The 18,672-nt window shown below is 73.3% G+C and carries 17 protein-coding genes; 9 read left to right on the top strand and 8 right to left on the bottom strand.

The window, feature by feature from the left end; genetic code table 11:
- Nucleotides 1–14: 14 nt before the first annotated feature.
- On the bottom strand, nt 15–1,637 hold the full coding sequence (locus GTY47_RS13015; RefSeq protein ID WP_010033848.1) for an AMP-binding protein: 1,623 nt from the start codon (nt 1,635–1,637) through the stop codon (nt 15–17).
- 128 nt (nt 1,638–1,765) lie between these two features.
- On the opposite strand from GTY47_RS13015, the gene GTY47_RS13020 reads away from it, so the two are divergent.
- From GTY47_RS13020 to GTY47_RS13035, 4 genes are all read left to right on the top strand, one after another.
- Nucleotides 1,766–2,920, top strand: a complete 1,155-nt coding sequence (locus GTY47_RS13020; RefSeq protein ID WP_010033851.1) for an acyl-CoA dehydrogenase family protein — start codon at nt 1,766–1,768, stop codon at nt 2,918–2,920.
- Entirely contained in the window at nt 2,917–3,315 is a 399-nt protein-coding gene (locus tag GTY47_RS13025) for a RidA family protein (protein WP_010033854.1), read from the top strand. Before GTY47_RS13020 ends, GTY47_RS13025 begins: the two co-directional genes overlap by 4 nt.
- A gap of 103 nt (nt 3,316–3,418) precedes the next feature.
- Entirely contained in the window at nt 3,419–3,856 is a 438-nt protein-coding gene (locus GTY47_RS13030) for a DUF6299 family protein (RefSeq protein ID WP_010033856.1), read from the top strand.
- 115 nt (nt 3,857–3,971) lie between these two features.
- Entirely contained in the window at nt 3,972–4,844 is an 873-nt protein-coding gene (locus GTY47_RS13035) for an LLM class flavin-dependent oxidoreductase (protein WP_010033859.1), read from the top strand.
- 24 nt (nt 4,845–4,868) lie between these two features.
- On the opposite strand, the gene GTY47_RS13040 is transcribed toward GTY47_RS13035, so the two are convergent.
- From GTY47_RS13040 to GTY47_RS13070, 7 genes are all read right to left on the bottom strand, one after another.
- Nucleotides 4,869–5,180, bottom strand: coding sequence for a metalloregulator ArsR/SmtB family transcription factor (locus tag GTY47_RS13040; protein ID WP_010033862.1), 312 nt, complete (start codon nt 5,178–5,180; stop codon nt 4,869–4,871).
- A 50-nt stretch (nt 5,181–5,230) separates the two neighbouring features.
- On the bottom strand, nt 5,231–5,530 hold the full coding sequence (locus tag GTY47_RS13045) for a hypothetical protein (RefSeq protein ID WP_010033870.1): 300 nt from the start codon (nt 5,528–5,530) through the stop codon (nt 5,231–5,233).
- 148 nt (nt 5,531–5,678) lie between these two features.
- Nucleotides 5,679–6,443, bottom strand: coding sequence for a class I SAM-dependent methyltransferase (locus GTY47_RS13050; RefSeq protein WP_010033875.1), 765 nt, complete (start codon nt 6,441–6,443; stop codon nt 5,679–5,681).
- Between the two features lie 90 nt (nt 6,444–6,533).
- Nucleotides 6,534–7,739 (bottom strand): aminotransferase class V-fold PLP-dependent enzyme, encoded by a 1,206-nt coding sequence (locus GTY47_RS13055; protein WP_040902538.1) that lies wholly within the window; start codon nt 7,737–7,739, stop codon nt 6,534–6,536.
- Nucleotides 7,736–9,055 carry a pyridoxal-phosphate dependent enzyme gene (locus GTY47_RS13060; RefSeq protein WP_010033880.1) on the bottom strand — a complete coding sequence of 440 codons (1,320 nt, stop codon included), beginning with the start codon at nt 9,053–9,055 and terminating at the stop codon, nt 7,736–7,738. Before GTY47_RS13060 ends, GTY47_RS13055 begins: the two co-directional genes overlap by 4 nt.
- On the bottom strand, nt 9,052–10,518 hold the full coding sequence (locus GTY47_RS13065; protein ID WP_010033883.1) for a Y4yA family PLP-dependent enzyme: 1,467 nt from the start codon (nt 10,516–10,518) through the stop codon (nt 9,052–9,054). Before GTY47_RS13065 ends, GTY47_RS13060 begins: the two co-directional genes overlap by 4 nt.
- A gap of 97 nt (nt 10,519–10,615) precedes the next feature.
- On the bottom strand, nt 10,616–12,082 hold the full coding sequence (locus GTY47_RS13070; protein WP_010033886.1) for a serine/threonine-protein kinase: 1,467 nt from the start codon (nt 12,080–12,082) through the stop codon (nt 10,616–10,618).
- 235 nt (nt 12,083–12,317) lie between these two features.
- On the opposite strand from GTY47_RS13070, the gene GTY47_RS13075 reads away from it, so the two are divergent.
- From GTY47_RS13075 to GTY47_RS13095, 5 genes are read left to right on the top strand one after another with little or no spacing between them, the layout of a single operon-like run.
- A complete protein-coding gene (locus GTY47_RS13075) occupies nt 12,318–13,406 on the top strand; it encodes a serine/threonine-protein kinase (RefSeq protein ID WP_010033890.1) in 1,089 nt (362 codons plus the stop codon).
- Nucleotides 13,403–14,674: a hypothetical protein gene (locus GTY47_RS13080; RefSeq protein WP_010033891.1), complete on the top strand. Its 1,272-nt coding sequence runs from the start codon at nt 13,403–13,405 to the stop codon at nt 14,672–14,674. The genes GTY47_RS13075 and GTY47_RS13080 overlap by 4 nt, the downstream gene beginning before the upstream one ends.
- Entirely contained in the window at nt 14,671–15,210 is a 540-nt protein-coding gene (locus tag GTY47_RS13085) for a hypothetical protein (protein ID WP_010033894.1), read from the top strand. Before GTY47_RS13080 ends, GTY47_RS13085 begins: the two co-directional genes overlap by 4 nt.
- Nucleotides 15,211–15,231: 21 nt before the next feature.
- Complete coding sequence (locus GTY47_RS13090; protein ID WP_010033896.1) at nt 15,232–17,736, top strand: Hsp70 family protein; 2,505 nt, start codon at nt 15,232–15,234, stop codon at nt 17,734–17,736.
- Nucleotides 17,733–18,668, top strand: coding sequence for a tetratricopeptide repeat protein (locus GTY47_RS13095; RefSeq protein WP_010033898.1), 936 nt, complete (start codon nt 17,733–17,735; stop codon nt 18,666–18,668). Before GTY47_RS13090 ends, GTY47_RS13095 begins: the two co-directional genes overlap by 4 nt.
- Nucleotides 18,669–18,672: the final 4 nt, after the last annotated feature.

Below are 18,672 nucleotides of genomic sequence, written 5' to 3' on the forward strand. Positions count from 1 at the left end.
TTAGGTCGTACGGGTCACTCCCGGTCGCCTGCGGTGCCGCCGTCCGGGAGCCCTCCCGTGCGCAGCCTGAACCGCTGGAGCTTGCCGGTGGCCGTGCGCGGCAGCGCGTCCAGGAAGACGATCTCGCGCGGGCACTTGTACGGCGCCAGCTCGCTCTTCACGAAGGCGCGCAGCGCCTCGGCATCCCGGTCGGCGCCTTCCTTGAGGACGGCGAAGGCCACGACGACCTGCCCGCGGGCCTCGTCGGGCCGCCCCACGACCGCCGCCTCCACCACGTCCGGGTGCCGCAGCAGCGCGTCCTCGACCTCCGGTCCGGCGATGTTGTAACCGGCCGAGATGATCATGTCGTCGGCGCGGGCGACGTACCGGAAGAAGCCGTCGGGTTCGCGGACGTAGGTGTCACCGGTGATGTTCCAGCCGCCGCGTACGTACTCCCGCTGCCGCGGGTCGGCGAGGTAGCGGCAGCCGACCGGTCCGCGCACCGCGAGCAGTCCCGGCTCCCCGTCGGGTACCGGCTCGCCGTGCTCGTCCTGCACGCGCGCGTGCCAGCCCGGCACGGGAACGCCCGTCGTGCCGGGGCGGATCCGCTCGTCGGCGGCGGAGATGAAGATGTGCAGCAGCTCGGTGGCGCCGATGCCGTTGATGACGCGCACGCCGGTGCGTTCGTGCCATGCCTTCCAGGTGGCCGCCGGCAGGTTCTCGCCGGCCGAGACGCAGCGGCGCAGGGACGAGACGTCGTACCCGTCCAGCTCGTCGAGCATCGCGCGGTACGCCGTAGGGGCCGTGAACAGCACGGACACCCGGTGCCCGGCGATGGCCGGCAGCAGTTGCCTCGGACCGGCCTGTTCGAGCAGCAGCGCACTCGCCCCGGCCCGCAGCGGGAAGACCACCAGCCCGCCGAGGCCGAAGGTGAAGCCGAGCGGGGGGCTGCCCGTGAACACGTCGTCGGCGCGCGGGCGCAGCACGTGCCGGGAGAAGGTGTCGGCGATCGCCAGGACGTCCCGGTGGAAGTGCATGCAGCCCTTGGGGCGGCCGGTGGTGCCGGAGGTGAAGGCGATCAGCGCGACGTCGTCGGCCGCCGTGTCGACGGCCTCGTACGGTGTGCCGGGCGCCGGGCGGTTGAGGAGGTCGTCGGGGGCGTCGCCGCCGTAGGTCGTGATCCGCAGGCCCGGGATCTCGGCCTTGGCGAGGTCGTCGACGGCCCGGATGTCGCACAGCGCGTGCCGGACCCGGGCGATCTCGCACATCGTGCCCAGCTCGTGCGGGCGCTGCTGGGCGAGCACGGTGACCGCCACGGCCCCCGCCTTCAGCACCGCCAGCCAGCAGGCCGCGAGCCACGGTGTGGTGGGACCGCGCAGCAGCACGCGGTTGCCGGGGACGACGCCGAGTTCGCCGGTGAGCAGGTGTGCGACGCGGTCGACGCGGGCGCGCAGATCGGCGTACGTCCATGGTTCTCCGGCCCGGGTGAGGAAGGCCGGGCGGTCGCCGGGCGGGCCGCTCAGCAGTTCGGCGGCGCAGTTGAGCCGTTCGGGGTAGCGCAGCTCCGGAAGGTCGAAACGGAGCTCGGGCCATTGGTCCGGGGGTGGCAGATGGTCACGGGCGAAGGTGTCGACGTGGGCCGTACCCCGTGGATTCATACGATTCGCCCCCTTGGCGTGGTGGGCTCGCTCCAGGAGCGTATCGTGTTGGTGACGACAGTCAACGGTCCGCGATAACCTCGGAGCGGCCCGGCCGGGAGGCAGGGGTGGCGGAGAAGGGACCGGCGATGACCGCATTCTCGCTCGAACCGGCACAACTCGCCTGGTGCGCCGAGCTGCGCGCCCTGGCCGCGGAGCGGCTCCGCCCGCTGGCCGAGAAGGGCGAGCCGGGCCGGGTGAACCGGGCCCTGGTCGCCGAACTCGGCCGCCTCGGGCTGCTCGGCCGCCTCTTCACCTCCGGCGCGCTCGACCTGTGCCTGATGCGCGAGTCCCTGGCCTACTCCTGTACGGAGGCGGAAACGGCCCTGGCCCTCCAGGGCCTCGGCGCCCACCCCGTCCACGCCCACGGCACGGATCCCCAACGCGCCCGCTGGCTCCCCCGAGTCACCGACGGCACGGCGATCGCGGCCTTCGCCCTGAGTGAGCCGGGGGCGGGGTCGGACGCGGCGGCACTGGGGTTGCGGGCGGAGCCGCCCGCCGAACTGGCCGCCCACCCCGACGGCCCCACCCGCTGGCGTCTCACCGGTGAGAAGTGCTGGATCTCCAACGCGCCCGAGGCCGACTTCTACACCGTCTTCGCCCGGACCACCCCGGGGGTGGGCGCGCGTGGTGTCACGGCCTTTCTCGTGCCGGCCGACCGGCCGGGGCTGACCGGGGCCGGACTCGACATGCTCTCCCCGCACCCCATCGGCGCGCTCGACTTCGACGCCGTGCCGGTGACGGCCGACGACGTGCTCGGTGAGGTGGACCGGGGATTCCGGGTCGCCATGGGGACGCTCAACCTGTTCCGCCCCAGCGTCGGCGCCTTCGCGGTCGGTATGGCCCGGGCGGCGCTCGACGCGACCCTCGCGCACACCGCCGGGCGAGACGCCTTCGGCGGCAAGCTGCGGGACCTTCAGGCCGTCTCCCACCAGGTCGCCGAGATGGCCCTGCGCACGGAGGCGGCCCGGCTGATGGTCTACGCGGCGGCGACGGCGTACGACGAGGACGCCCCGGACGTGCCCCGGCGCGCGGCCATGGCGAAACTGCTCGCCACCGAGACCGCGCAGTACGTCGTCGACACGGCCGTCCAGCTGCACGGCGCCCGCGCACTGCAACGCGGTCACCTGCTCGAACACCTCTACCGGGAGGTGCGCGCCCCCCGGATCTACGAGGGGGCCAGCGAGGTCCAGCGCGGCATCATCGCCAAGGAGTTGTACGCAGCCCACCAGGAGGCCCGGTGACCACCGAACGCGTCAACCCGCCCGGCCTCGCCCCGCCGGCGGGCTTCTCGCACGCCGTCGTGGCCTCCGGGTCCAGGGTGGTCTTCCTGGCGGGGCAGACCGCCCTCGACGGCGACGGCAAGGTGACCGGCGCGACCCTGCCGGAACAGTTCGAGAAGGCCCTCACCAACCTGCTGACCGCCCTCGCGGCGGCCGGCGGCACGCCCGCCGACCTGGCCCGCGTCACCGTCTACGCCACGGACGTCGCCGCGTACCGCGCCCACGCCCCGGAACTCGGCCGCCTCTGGCGGAAACTGGCGGGCCGTGACTACCCGGCCATGGCGGTCGTCGAGGTCGTCCGGCTGTGGGACGAGGAGGCATTGGTGGAACTGGACGGCTTCGCGGTGCTTCCGTAGGGACGCGGCGGACTCGCCACCGAAGGGGTGAGGATCACGGGCGGCGGGCCGGAGGCCCGGTACGAGTGGAAGCCGCAAATCCACTCCTTTCGGGAGGTTCCCCATGCGTCTACGCCCCCTTCTCGGCGCGGCGACCGGTGCCGCGCTGCTGCTGCTCACCGGTGCCACCGCCGTGCCCGCCACCGCGGCGCCCACCCCGCACGAGGCCGTGACGGTCGACTCGGTCGGCCGGATCGCCGCCGACGGCACCGTCACCCTCTCCGGCACCTACCGCTGCCAGAGCTCCAGCGGCCCGGTCTTCGTCAGCTCCTCCGTGACCCAGGGCGTCTCCACCACCAGCTACGGCATCGGCGGCACCCGGGCCGTGTGCGATGGCGCGAAGCACCGCTGGGTGAACACGGGCCGCCCCGTGCCCGGCGCACTCGTGCCCGGCGCGGCCCGCGTCGAGGCCACTGTGATGGAACTGCGCACCTCCACTGGCCTGCCGCTGCCCCGCTTCCACGCCGTACGGGACCAGGCCGTCACCCTGACCCGGGGCTGAGCGCGACGGTGAACGGAACCGGTGAGCGGCCCGGGTCCACGGGGGCTCACCGGTCCAAGAGCCGAGCGGCGTAAAGCAGTTGTTCATGCCGGAGCACCAGGGGTAGTAAGGCCCCATGACTACTCTTGGTGCTGTCTTCCGGCCTCAGCTGCCCCCCGAGAAGCTGCGTGACATAGCCCGTACCGCCGAGGCGGCGGGGCTGGAGGAGCTGTGGTTCTGGGAGGACTGCTTCCTGGAGGGCGGGGTCGCCACCGCGTCCGCCGCGCTCGCCTGGACCGAACGGCTGCGGGTCGGCATCGGACTGATGCCCGTGCCCCTGCGGAACGTCGCCCTCACCGCGATGGAGGCCGCCACCCTGGACCGGCTCTTCCCGGGGCGCTTCACGCTGACCGTCGGGCACGGCGTGCAGGACTGGATGGGGCAGGCCGGAGCGCGGGCCGAGTCGCCGGTCACGCTGCTGCGTGAGTACCTCGACGCGCTCCGGGCGCTGCTGCGCGGCGAGCGCGTCACCACCGACGGGCGGTACGTGAAGCTGGACGACGTCGGCCTCGACTGGCCCCCGCCCACCGCTCCCGAGGTGCTCGCCGGCGTCACCGGCCCCCGTTCGCTGCGCCTGTCCGGCGAGGCCGCCGATGGCACGCTGCTCAGTGAGGCCACCCCGCCGGACGGTGTCGCCAAGGCCCGCCGGCTCATCGACGAGGGCCGAGCGGTGGCCGGCCGCACCGGCTCCCACCGCGTGGTCGTCTATCTCCTCACCGCCACCGGGCCGGACGCCGCCGCCCGCCTCCAGGCCGAGCGCACCGCCTCCGGCACGGACAAGATCCCCGACCTGGGGGTCGCCGGCGACGCCGGTACGGTGGCCGAGGCCGTTCAGCGCCTGGTCGCCGCCGGCGCCGACACCGTCGTCCTCGAACCCACCGGCGATGAGCCGGACCCCGAGGGCTTCGTCCGCTTCGTGGCCGAGGAGGTCCGCCCCCTCGTCCCGTAACCCCGCGAAGGGGCACCCTGTGCGCTACTCCTGGGCGTGCCGGATGGCGTCCAGCACGATGTGTGCCACGTGGTCGTCGGTGAGGGTGTACCGCGTCTCGCGGGCCTGACGCCGGGCGGCGACGATCCGGGACGTGCGCAGCACCCGCAGATGCTGGGAGACCAGCGGCTGGCTCACGCCCAGCGCGGTCACCAGCTCATGGACGTACTTCCCGCCGCCGGACAGTTCGCGCACGATCCCCAGTCGTACGGGCGAGGCCAGCGCGCGCAGCAGCTCGCTGGCCGCTTGCAGGGTCTGATCCGGCTCGTCCGTGGGGGCAGCGGGCGTCGTTGTCATATGCGCACATTAGCATATGACAACGATTTCCAGTATGCCGGGCAGGAGCCTCAGTGGTCGTCCCAGTGTCCCTCGTGGGCGGCGTGCCGGTGACCGTCGTGCACGTAGTCGGTGTGGTCGCCGTGCCGCACGGCCAGATGGCCGCAGTTGTCGCCGTGCTCGTGGTCGTGGTTCTGGTGCACCGTGTGGCCGCCGTTCGCGCACTCGTCGACGTGGTCCTCGTGCGTCCGGTGGATGTGGCCGTCGTGGGCGTAGTCCGTGTGGTCGCCGTGGGTGAAGGCGACGTGGCCGCAGTCGTCGCCGTGGGCGTGCGCGTGGTTCTCGTGGGTGAGGTGCTCGGCGGTGGTCATGGGGTGGCTCCTTGCGTGTGCTCGTGCTGCCCGCGACGCTTCCGCCGGGGCCGTCATGGCGACATTAACATATAGCGATTTCTGCATGTATTGTCCGGCCGGCCGGCGCCGCCCGCGAGCCGAGGGCGGCGCAGGGGTGACGCCCGGGTCAGCGGACCGCGACGACCACGCAGCTGTCGCCGTACTGCCAGACCGGGCCCGCCGTGGCGAAACCCGCCTGCCGCAGCAGCTCCAGATGGGCGGAGAGAGGGAGTTCGGCGGGGCGGCCGGTGTCGAGAGGCGCCGCACGGCGGCGGCGCTCGGCGAGCAGGTCCGTCAGCTCGGGGTCTTCGGAGACGGCGGCCCACCAGGAGCCCCAGTCCTCGTGCGCGAACACCCGCTGCCGGTCGGCCCGGCACCGCCCGACATGGGCGGCGATCCCGCCCGGGCCCGTGTCGTCCTGGGGGAGGTGGTCGCCGTTGACGAGGACACCGCCGGGCCGCAGCAGCGCGGCGAGCTGCCGGTAGGTGCGCAGCAGGGTGTCGCGGTCGAGGTAGTGCAGGGCCGTCGTGGAGACGGCCGCGTCCAGGGGCCGGTCCAGGTCCAGGGTCCAGGTCCAGCCGGGTGCGCCGATCTCGGCGTCGATGTAGCGGGCCGCGTCCGGGTGATGGGTCCGGCCCAGCTCCAGCAGCAGGGGATCCCGGTCCACGGCCACGATCTCCGCGTCCGGCAGCCGCCGGACCAGCCGGGCCGCCAGTGAGCCGGGCCCGCACCCGAGGTCGACGACGAGGGGCCGGGAGTCGTGCCCGGCCGTGACGTGCTCGACCACATCGGCGATCACCGTGAACCGCTCCTCGCGGTCGACCGCGTACCGCTGCTGCTGGAGCTCCCAGCGCTCCACCCACCGCTCCGCCGTCGCCAGACTCAGCCCCATCCGGTCGCGCCACCTTGCCGTCTCGCACCTGACTCTTGCCGGTCCGAGCCTACAGGTGGAAACGGTTCCCATTACGCATTGTCGGGGGAGTCACTGGAGTGAGGCGAGGACGGACAGCAGCCGGTCGATCTCCTCAACGGTGTTGTACACATGCAGACTCACCCGGACCGAACCGGTCTTCTCACCCGCGTCACCCTGGCAGTGGTTGTCCGAGCGGACCATGAAACCGTGGCTGAAGAGGATGAATCCCAGGTCGCCCGAGTCGATGGCCCGATGCCGCAGGGTGACGATGCCCTGGCGCCGCTGCACGGTCGAGTCGGCGGCCAGGCTCAGCGGGCAGCCGAGGATCTCGTAGGCGTCCAGATGGCGCAGTCCCTCGGTGAGCCGGGCCGCCAGGGCGACCGTCCAGTGCTCGACGCGCTCCAGACCGGCGGCGTCCAGCCAGTCCAGCGCCGCTTCGAGCGAGGCGATGCCCACGGTGTTCGGGGTGCCGCTCCACCCGCCGGGCGTGAACGCCGGGCCGCGCGCCTGCCGGGCCCACACCGCCCCCGAACCGGGCAGGGCCAGCGCCTTGTGCCCGGAGAAGACGACGAAGTCGACGTCCAACTCGGCCACGGACACCGGCAGATGCCCGACGCTCTGCGCCGCGTCCAGGCAGATCACCGCGTCCGGGCCGACCGCCCGGCGGATGCGCTGCACGTTCATGTCGCCGCCGTAGACATGGTGCACGTGGGTGGTGGCGACGAACCGCGTTCGCGGCCCGGCCCGTTCGGCCAGCGCACGGTGGTCGTAGTCGCCGGAACCGCTCTGGTACGGCATCGGCACCACCCGGATGTGCGTGCCCTCGCGGGCGAGCAGCCGCTGGGCCTCCCGCCAGGGCGCGATGTTGGCCTGGTGGTCGGCGTCCGGTACGACGATCTCGTCGCCGTCGCGCACGAACCGCGGCAGCCAGTCGCGGGCGATCGTGCGCAGCCCCTCGGTCGTGCCGCTCGTGAAGTGGACGGCGGAGCGGTCCGGTCGGTGGTCCCCGAGGAACCGGGCTACGCGCTCGCGGGTGCGCTCGACCAGCTCCGTGGTCCGGTTGGCCCAGGTGTAGGTGCCTCGCGCCGCGTTGGCGTTGCTGCCGGTGAGGTATGTCTGCACGGCGTCCAGGACGGCCTGCGGCTTCTGCGCCGTCGCCGCGCTGTCCAGGTACGCCAGCTCCGGGTGCCCGGTGACGATGGGGAACTGGGCGCGCAGCGCCTGCTGCCACCGGCGCAGATCGTCGCGGATCGCGGGTGCGGTCACGGCGGTCAGTCCCGCACCAGGGGCGCGCCCGCGTCCCGCCAGGCGATGATGCCGCCGGCCAGACTGCGGACGTCCGGGTGGCCCATCCGGGTCAGCAGCGCCGCGTACCGGGCGGACTGCTCGCCCACCGGGCACGCCAGCAGCACCGGCCGGCTCCGGCTGAACGGCAGTCCTCCCTGGAGGAGTTCGGCGAACAGCTCGTCGACGATGTTGACCGACCCGTCGATGTGCAGCGCCGCGTACGCGAAGGGACTGCGCAGGTCCACCACGAGCGGCCGGTCGGTGTCGATCCAGCGCCGGGCCTCGGCCACCGTGACCGACGGCGCGCCGCCGACCTCGGCGTCGGTCAGATCGGCCGGCGAGTTCTTCCTGGGCAGCCGGCCCAGCAGGTCGGGCCGCCGCTGCCGGACGTAGCTCAGATAGCTCTCCACGCGGTCGCAGACGATGAACACCGCCGTCCGCCGCTCGGTCAACTCCTCGTCGACGGCGCGCAGATGACGGACGGCTCCGTGATACGCGGCGCCTCCCGTGGGCCCGCCCAGGATGCCGCAACGGCGGTTCAGGGTCAGCATCCCCTCGATCGCCTCGTCGGCGCTCACCGACTCCATCGTGTCGTACGTCTCCGGGTCGAACAGGCCGACCTCCTGCACCTCGTCGATGGTGCGGATCCCGGGGATGAAGTCGGACTTGGCCGCGACCAGCCCGACCACCCGCACCGAGGGATCCTCCTCCCGCAGCGCGCGGGCCACGCCCGTGGAGGAACCGGCCGTGCCCACACAGGCGACGAACCAGTCCGGCACCCGGCCGTCCAGGTCCTTGACGATCTCCGGGCCGGTGCCGGTGAGATGCGCCTCGGTGTTGCGCGGGTTGAAGTACTGGTCCGTGTGGAGATAGGCGCCGCCGGAGGCGGACAGCGTTTGGTGGAAGAGGGTCAGCGGATCGTCCGTCGCGGTCGGGTCCAGACACTCGCTCTGCCCCGGCAGCTCCTCGATCTGGGCGCCGAGCAGCAGCAGGAGGTCCTTGATCTCCGGCACCCGCATCCGGTTGGTGACGCTCTTGAAGCCCAGGCCGTGCATGCCCGCGAGGACCGCCAGTGCCTTCGCCGTGTTGCCGCTGGACAACTCCACGACCTGGCTGCCGTGTTCGACCGCCTCGGCCAGCAGCGGGCGCGCCATGTTCCAGGCCGCCCGGTCCTTGACCGACCCGAAGGGGTTGAGCATCTCCAGCTTGGCGAACAGGTCGATGTTGCGCAGGCCGTGCACGGCCGGGTCGATCCGTACCAGCGGGGTGTTGCCTATCGCCTCGGTGATGCTGTCGTACCTCACTGGGCTCCCCCCGAGGGCGTGATCGGCCAGAACTGGTCGTCGAGGCACCAGCGCCAGGCGTCGCCGTCCTGCCAGGCGGCGACCTTGCGGGCGGCGGGCTGGTGCTGGGCGCGGGTGGCGTGGAAGTCCATGGCGTAGCCGGCGGTGTTGGCGAAGGCCAGCAGGTCGCCGGGGACCGGACGCCGCGGCAGGAAGACCGTGCGCCGGGTGATCAGATCGGTCTCCAGGCACAGGCCGCCGAAGAGGTGGACGGCGACGGGCCCCTCGCCCGGCCCGGCTCCGCTCCTGGGGATGACGACGGGGTCCACCAGCACTCCGTGGTCCTCCAGGGCGATGTCGTCCGCCTTCGCCGCCAGCCGGACGAGCAGTGCGCCACCCGCCTGCTGGGGGCGGACCTCCAGCACCCTCGCCAGCGTCAGCCCGCACTGGTCCAGCAGCGCCCGGCCGGGCTCGCTGTGCAGGTCGTACAGGTGCTCCAGCAGCAGCGCGGCCAGCGGACGGCCGCCCAGGGAGGCGGCGGGCTGGGCCAGCAACTCGTCCAGATAGGCCGCGCCGGCGACGGACCGGTGAGCGGGGTAGAGGCCGAGCGCGCCGCGCACGGTGCCTGACTCGTTGCGCAGCCCGTAGCCGTGGCCGCCCCAGGTCATCGGCGGGCGGCGGCCCAGCACGGCGGACGTGAGCGCGGTCGTGTACGCTTCCCACTGCTCCCGCTCGGCGAGGTAACTGACGCCGAACCCACCCCCGATGTCCACGGCCCGGGGCCGCAGCCCCCGGCTCCGGCAGGCCTCCAGAGCCGCCAGGGACCCTTCGAGGGCGGTCGCCTTCTCCGCGACACTCGTGGTGTCCAGGTGGTAGGCCACCCCCGTCAGGCCGATCGCGTCGCCGTGCCGCTCCACCGCCTCCAGAAGGGGCTCCAACTCCCGTACGGGCGTGCCGAACCGGCTGCGCCGGCTCAGCACCTTCACCCCCGGTGTCTCGAACCCCGACAGCCGCAGCAGCACCCGCACCGGGGCGAGCGCGTGCCCCCGCACCAGCGCGGCGAGCTGGTCCAGCTCGGCGACGCCGTCGACGCCGACCGTGACGCCCGTGAGGGCCGCGAGCCACAGGAACTCGGGGTTCTTCGGGCCCGTGGCCGTGATCCGGTCGGCGGTGAAACCGGCCCCCAGCGCGTGCTGCAACTCACCCAGCGACGCGACGTCCACGCCCGCGTCCGTGGCGGCGAGCCGGCGCAGCAGCGCGCTGGACCGGTTCGCTTTGTGGGCGTAGAAGACCTGGCCGGACAGGTGATGCCTGCGGTACACGGACCGGAACCGCTCCAGGTTCTCGGCGATCTGGTCCGGCACCACGACGTGCAGGGGTGAGCCGAGCGCGTCGGTGAGCGAGTGCAGGGTCCCGGTCGCCGCCAGGAGCGACCTGAGCCGTGGTTCCAGCCGCGGTTCGAGGTACAAGGGCCGGCCCCCCATGCGTGCTCCCTCCCCTGAAGCTCCTGCGCCCGGCATCCGGGCACGTCGGACACTCCCCGCGTTTCGCCGTATAGCCCATATCCATTCTTCGGTCGCTTTACGCCCTGCCTGTCCTGAAGCCGTTCCTGACCTGGTCGAAGACGGGGCGGTAGGTGTCCCACTGCGCCTCGGGCGCCGAGAGGTAGATGTCGTACTCGCGCCCGCCCTCGCGGCCGTAGCCGAGGTCGATGGCGCGGAACGGGCGGGCCCGGCCCTGGAAGGTGAACTCCCAGATGGCGGCGGGCTGTTCGCGGAAGGTGGTCCGCTGCATGCGGATCCGGCGGTAGGTCGGGTAGTTGACCTTGGTGTTCGCCTCGATCTCCGTGAAGTGGTCGGCGGGGGTCGGGCCCGCGGGGGCGACCGTGCCGATGGTGATGCCGGCGAGGCCGGAGGGGGTGGCGTAGATGACCTGTTCCGCCGTGCGGTCGCGGGGCGTCCAGTCGTTCGGGATGGGGAAGGAGACGCCGAGCTTCGGCTCGTGGACGAGGTGGTAGCCCTTGGGGACGGGGGCGGGGCGGGCCGTGTCGTGGTCGGGTTCGGCCGTGTGGTGCGGGGCCGTTGTGTACAGGGTGGTGCCCACGGCGAGGGTGGCTGTCAGAGCCGCGGCGATCGTGGTGATGCGGCGGCGTCGGCGGATGCGGGTGGTTCGTGGCTGGTCGCGCCCCGCGGCGGAGCCGCCCGTCGGCACGGCCCCGCGCCCCTTGGGGGCGGTGATCGCCACCGTTCGGAGAGCACGTTCTGTCTCCTCCGCGGAGGGACGGGCCTCCGGTTCCCTGGCCAGTAGGGACTCTATGAGTGGGGCCAGCGGGCCGGACCGGCTCGGTGGGGTCAAGAGGTCCGTCGCTATCGCGTACGCCGTTTCCATCGCCGTCGCCCGGCGGAACGGGGGGCGGCCCTCCAGCGCCTGGTACAGGGTCGCGCCCAGGGCCCACAGGTCCGATGCCGGGCCGGGGGTGAGGCCCCGGACGCGTTCGGGGGCCATGTACTCGATGGAGCCGACCATCTCGCCGGTCCTGGTCAGCGTCGACGAACCGGCCGTCATGGCGATGCCGAAGTCCGTGAGGACGACCCGGTCCCCCGCGCCGAGGAGGACGTTTCCGGGCTTGACGTCGCGGTGCAGCACACCGGCCTCGTGCGCGGCGCGGAGGGCGCCCACCATGGCCAGGCCGACGCGGGCCGCCTCGTGGGGCGGGAGGGTCCGGCCGCCCTGGAGGAGGTCGCCGAGCGTGCGGCCGGGGACGTACTCCATGACGACACAGGGGCGGCCGTCGTCCTCCACGACGTCGTGCACGACGATCACGTTGGGGTGCGTGACGCGCGCGGCGCTGCGGGCCTCCCGGCGCATGCGCTCGTACAGCGTGCCGAGCTCGTCCGCGGACAGGTGCGGCCGCTCGTGCAGCTGCTTCAGGGCGACCTGGCGTCCCAGCAGCTCGTCGTCGGCGCGCCACACCGTGCCCATGCCGCCCCGGCCGATCCGCTCGGCGAGCCGATAGCGCCCGGCGACGAGTCGCCCCTCGTCCGACACCGTGTGTCCTCCGCCACCTTGTCCGTCTTGGGCGCCTTGATACGCCCTGGTCACCATAACGGGCGACCCCGGGCCGACCCGGGCCGGGAGTGAGGCGGATCACGGCCCCGATCGTCGGGAGGGGTCCCGACGGGGTCCTCCTACCCTGGCGTCCCGCGCCGCCGCCGGGCGGACGGGGCGGAGTGGACCGGCGACGTCGCGGGTGGTTTCACCGGTGGGGAAGGTGCGTGAGCACGTGCTCGACCGCACGCAGGACACGGCGACGGGTGTGGGCGGCGCCCTGCTCCGGCCGGGGCAGCGGATCAACTCGGCGCTCGTCGTGGACCGCCGGCTGGGGGAGGGCGCCTTCGCCGAGGTCTACCGGGTGCGGCACCACATCCTCGGCTGGCAGGCGCTGAAACTGTTCAAGCACGTGGCCTCGCTGGAGGCGACGTCCCGGATGCTCGACGAGGCCCGGATCCTGTCCACGCTGGGGCACCCCAACATCATCCGGGTGTTCGACGCCGGCACCGTGCAGACCTCCGAGGGCGTACGCGGCTACATCACCATGGAGTACGTGGCGGGCGGCAGCCTGGAGCGGCTCATGGAGTCCCACTCGGGCGTGGTGCCCGTCGGCGAGGTGACCGCCGTGCTCCGGCAGGCCGCCGAGGGACTCGCCGTGGCCCACGAGCGGCCGCACCCCATCGTCCACCGCGACCTGTCCCTGGCCAACGTGCTCATCACCTACGACGAGACCGGGCTGCGCGTGAAGGTCAGCGACTTCGGCCTGGCCAAGGAGACCGACCCGGGCACCAGGGCGGCCAGCGCCCAGGGCACCGTCGCCTACATGCCGCCCGAGGTGCTGCGGCGCGGCAAGGGCTACGGGTGCCCGGGGGACGTCTGGGCGCTGGGCACCATCGGGTACTTCCTGCTCACCGGACACTTCCCGTACGACGGCGGGGACCCGGTGCAGTCCTTCTCCCTGGAGCGGTTCAGCAGGCCGCTGCAGCCGCCCCGCGCCTTCAACGACGACGTGGGCCCCGAACTGGACCGGCTGGTCACCGACATGCTGCGGATCGACCCGGCCGAGCGGCCCGCCACCGCCCGGGCCGTCGCCGACCGCGCGGCCGGTCTGCGCCCGGCGCCCGGCCCCGAGGCCGCCGGTCCGGCCGAGCCGGCCGGGTCCGCCGACGCGCTGTTCCGGGAGGCGACCGCGCTCTCCCGGATGCCCGGCAAGCTCGGCGAGGCCGCCGACCTGCTGGAGGAGACCATCAGCCGCTACCCGAGCTTGCGCGAGCGGCATCTGACACGGCTCATGACCTGGCGCCGGGGGGTGATCATGTGACCACGCCGGTGAGGGAGTTCGACCGCTTCGAGGAACTGGCGGGCACACAGCTGTACCGCAGGAACGTCTTCGTCGTGACCGGCCTGCCCACCCGCGCGAGCGGTCCGGCCGTGCGGCGGCACCGGCAGAAGGCGGAGGCGCGGCTGGCCGTCGAGGACAGCTGGCCCGGAGCCCCGGACCTGGCCCCGGCCGGCGGCTACGGCAAGGACGAGGTGCGGGCCTCCTTCGAGGGCCTCCAGGACCCGCGCCGGCGCATGGTCGACGAGCTGCTGTGGCTGTGGGGCACCCCGGAGTCCGGCTGCGACTGCGACCCGGACGTGCACGAACGGCACGACGCCGCCGTGCTGCTGCACGCCCGCGTGCTGGAGGCGGAGACCGGACGGTCGCGGCTGCCCGTCGAGCAGCGGGCGTCCCTGTGGGAGAACGCGGTGTCCGCCTGGGGCCACCTGCTGGCGGACGGGGCACTGCGGCAGCACGTCCGGCACCGGATCCGGGCGCTCGGCGACCCCCGGCTCGGCGAGGACGCGGCCGACGACCTCCTGGCCCGGCTGCCACGGCTGCTCGTCTCCCCCTTCCCCCAGCTCTTCGCCGACCAGGCCACCGCGACCCGGCTGACGTCGGTCTGCTCGGTCTGGGCCGGGTTCCCGCCCTTCGACGGCCTGTTCTCGGAGCTGTTCGAGGGTGCGGTGGAAGAGGCGTACGAGAAGATCCACGGCGACCTGCTGACGGTGGAGCGGGAGCGCGAGGCCCGCCACTACCGCGAGGCGTTCCTGCTCCTGCGCGACCGGGTCGTGCCCGGCTTCGAGGACATGGCGCCGCTCAGACCGTTCGTCTCCGGCTGGCGCTACGACGAGACCGCCCACATCGTCGCCGTCGGACTGAACAACCTCGCGGTGGAACTCCTCGGCATCTCCGTGCACCGCCCGCCGAGCGCCTCCCGGCGCGAGGAGATGCTCTGGCTCGCGGAGAAGGCGTACGAGATCGGCCCGGACCGCGACTCGGACGGGCTGAAGGAGAACTGGGAGACCATCTACGACCACCTCACGGGCACCGGCCGCGGCCCCGCGCGCGCCAGACGGCGGTTCCCCTGGTTCTCGTTCCTCCTGGTGCTCGGCGTCATCGGCGGCTCGGTCTCCGCCCTGATCGAGACCTACGGCTGGTTCCCCGTGGTCATCATCGGGCTCGGCGGCATCGGAGTCCTCGGCTATTTCGTGCAGATCGTGGTGACCCTGGCCAACGGCCTGAGCAGCGTACGGAGGAGGAAATGAGCATCCCCTCACGCCGGGACGGCCGGTCCCGCCGAGGCAGCCGGGTGCGCGCCGCGCTCGGCCAGTTGCGGCACCCGCCCGAGTTCCGCGTCCCGCCGCCGTTCCTCGACACCGGCCAGGCCGCCTGGGTCGCGGACGTACTCGCCGACGTCGAGCCGGCCACGGAAGGGCCCGCTACCGGAAGCCCGGACGCCGGCACGCTGCTCGCCGCCGCCACCGGCATCTGGCGCGCCCAGCGCAAGCTGAACCAGCGCGCCGGCGAACTGTCGGCCGCGGACCTCAGGCAGGTGCGCCGCTACGTCCAGGCCGGCCGGCAGGCACTCGCCGACGGCGGACTGGAGATCCAGGAGCACGACGGCGCGCCCTTCGACCCGGGCCAGTCCCTCGAAGTCCTCGCCTTCCAGGACGAACCCGGCCTGACCCACGAGGTGGTGCTGGAGACCCTCCGGCCCAGCGTCTACTACCGCGGCGAGCGGATCCAGATGGGGCAGGTCGTCGTCGGCCGGCCCGCGCCCGGCCCCACCCACGGCATGTGAACGACCAAGGAGACGACCGCAATGCGCGAGACCATCGACTTCGGCATCGACCTCGGCACCACCAACAGCGCCATCGCGGTGGCGGACGACGACGGCGTACGCGTCATCAAGAACAACGACGGCTGGGACTGCACCCCGTCCGCCGTGTGGATGCCCAAGCCGGACGTGATCCACGTGGGCCGCCGCGCCCGCGAGCGCACCGACACCCAGCCCGACGACGCCCACGCCGAGTTCAAGCTGGAGATGGGCGTGGCCGGATACCACCGGCGGTTCGGCCGCGCGGGGCTGTCCCTCACCCCCGAACAGCTCTCCGCCGAAGTCCTCAAGTCCCTGCGCCAGGACGCCGCGCACGACACCGGCAGTGCCCCGGAGGCGGCCGTGATCACCGTGCCCGCCTCCTTCGCGCTGCACCAGAACAGCGCCACGTCCGCCGCCGCGGCCCTCGCCGGGCTGGGCGAGCACTGCCCGCTGGTCCAGGAACCGACCGCCGCGGCCATCGCGTACGGCGTGCAGGACGCCTCCGAGTCCACCCACTGGATGGTGTTCGACCTGGGCGGCGGCACCTTCGACGCGGCCGTGATGAGCAAGCGCGACGGTGAACTGCAACTGCTCCAGCACGCCGGTGACCCGCGGCTGGGCGGCAAACTCATCGACTGGGCCATCGTGGAGGATCTGCTCGTCCCCGCCGTCCGGCGCGACCTCGGGCTGCCGGACTTCGCCCGGCGCAACCCGCGCTGGCGGGCAAATTTCGCCAAGCTCAAACTGGCCGCGGAGGACGCCAAGATCGAGCTGTCCCGGCGCGGCTCCTACGACATCGTCCTCGACCTCGCCGACGGCGAGGGCGGCACCGCCCCCTTCGAGTACACCCTCACCCGGGGCGCCCTCGACGACCTCGCCCAGCCCTTCTACGCCCGCGCGATCAAGCTCTGCCGGGACGCCCTCGCGGAGAGCTCCCTGCGGCCCGACCACATCGACCGGCTGCTGCTCGTCGGCGGGGCGACCCTCGCCCCCGGGCTGCGCGACCTGCTGGCCGACCCCGTGGAAGGCCTGGGCATCCAGCTCGACCACACCCAGGACCCGACCACCGTGGTGGCGCGCGGGGCCGCCGTCTTCGCCCGTACCGTGCGGATGCCGAGCAAGCCGCGCACGGCGGCGCCGGGGGAGTTCACGGTGGAACTCCACTACGAGCCCCAGTCGTTGGAGACCACCGGCATCCCCGTCTCCGGCCGGATCAGCGGCGGCACCGCCGTGCCCGACTGGACCCGGTACACCGTCACCCTCACCAACCCCGACGGCCACCCGCCCTTCCGGGGACCGCAGACCACCCTCACCCCCGACGGCGCCTTCTACACCGAGGTGACCATCGACTCCGGCACCCGGTCCCGGTTCACCGTGGAGCTCTCCGACGGCACCGGCACCCGGCAACGGCTCGCTCCCGACACCCTGTCCATCACCCACGCCCAGGTGCTGCCCGGCGACGCCGTGCTCACCAGCACGCTCGGCATCGGCAAGGCCGACGGCTCCTTCGCACCGATGCTGCGCAAGGGCACCGCCCTGCCGACCTCGATCACGAAGACCTTCGAGACCTCCATCCCGCTGCGCCGCTCCCAGCCGGACGCCGTCATCCGCATCCCGCTGCTGGAGGGCGAACGCCGGCGCGCCGACCGCAACACCCGTGTCGGACTGCTGGAGATCCGGCCCCGGGACGTCCGCTTCGACCTGCCCGGGCAGACGCCCGTCGAGGTGACCTTCGAGATCAGCGCCTCGAACCGGGAAGTCACCGTCACCGCCGACATCCCCGTCGCCGACGCCCAGTTCGAGGCGACCATCGACCGCTCCCAGCTGGTGGCGCCCACCCACGACGAACTCGTCGACCGGCTGCACGACCTGGAGCAGCGCACGCACGCCCTGCGGGAACGCGCCGAGGACGTGCACTCCGAGCAGGCCCTGTCCCGGCTCGACGACCTGTCCGACGAGAAGGCCTTCGCCCATCTGCGCAAGGAGGTCGACGCGGCGGCCGTCGACACCGGGGCGGCCGGTACGAGCGACCGGCGCATCCGCGACCTGGAGGCCCAGCTCGACGACGTCGAGGAGGCCATCGACATCCCCGCCCTCCAGCACGAGCTGTGGGACCTCCTCAACAACTGCGAGGACCTCATCGAACAGACCGGCGGCGGGCCGGCCGAACGCCGCGAACTGGAGAACCTCCGCACCCGCGCGACCAGCGCCGGGGAGGACGGCAGCCCGGCCGGACTGCGCCGGCTCGCCGACCGGGTGCGCGACTTCCAGGTGGACCTCCTGCGCCGCAGCGACCAGTGGGACTTCCTCGTCTTCCACTCCCTCGTCGAACTGCGCGACGAGATGACCTCCCGTGCCCAGGCGGACGCCGCGATCGCGGACGGCCGCCGTGCCGTCGCCGCGGGCGACCGCACGGCCCTGTCCGCCGTCAACCAGCGCCTGCGCCGCCTGCTGCCTCCGGGGGTCTCGGAGGAGCGCCGGATCGGCGGGGTGCAGGAGAGCCGATGAGCCTCATGAGCGACCGGACCGGCGCGGAAGGAGACGCCCCCCTCGACGTCGTACTGCTCGTGTCGCGGGCCCGGGGGCTCGCCCGGGCCGGGGAACTGGGCGGCGCCCTGCGGCTGTTGCGGGAGGCCGAGGCCACGGAACTCGGCGGGCACCGGGACGTGCTCGACCTGCGGGCACGGGTGCACGCGCAGCGCGGGGAGACGGCCGAGGCGGCGGAGTGCTGGCGACGGGTCCTGGCGCGGCACCCGGACGACCCGGCGGCCGGAGCAGGACTCGCCCGGCTCGGCCGCAGGGGGCCGATGGCGGTACTCGGCCGTCACCGCACCCGTACGGCCCTGGTCGCGGCGGCGTGCGTGATCACCGCGGTCGTGGCCGGCACGGTCACCACCCTGGACGGCCCCCACACGGCCCGAGCGGACACCGACCGGGCGGCGGGCGGCCGGCAGAGCCCCGGCACGAGCGCCACCGCCGGAGCCGGCCAGGAGGCGCCCGGCTCGGGTACCGGGCAGGAGAAGGACGCCGCGGCCGCCACCCGTAGAGCCGCCGCGCTCGCCGAGGACCTGCGCGCCCCCGGTCTGCGCGTCACCGTGCACGGCGATTCCGTCGAAGTCGCCTTCACCCAGGGGCTGTTCTCCGCAGGCGCTCAGCTCACCCCGGCGGGAGCCCGACAGCTGGCCCTGCTCGGTGAACGGCTGGGCGGGCGGCACCCGGACGTCACCGTGCACGGCCACGCCGCCACCGTCCCCGGCGCGCCACGCAGCGGCGGTTCCGTCGTGGCGCTGTGGCGCGCCCTGGTCGCCGCCCGCGAACTCAGCGCCGCGAGCGGCGAACCCCTCACGGCGTTCACCACGGACACCGCGGACCAGCGCGACGCCCCGTACCCGGACCCGGCCCGCAACCGCACGGTCACCCTCGTGATCTCACCCGAGTGACGGT

Source organism: Streptomyces sp. SID5464, from assembly GCF_009862985.1.
GTDB lineage: Bacteria > Actinomycetota > Actinomycetes > Streptomycetales > Streptomycetaceae > Streptomyces > Streptomyces chartreusis_D.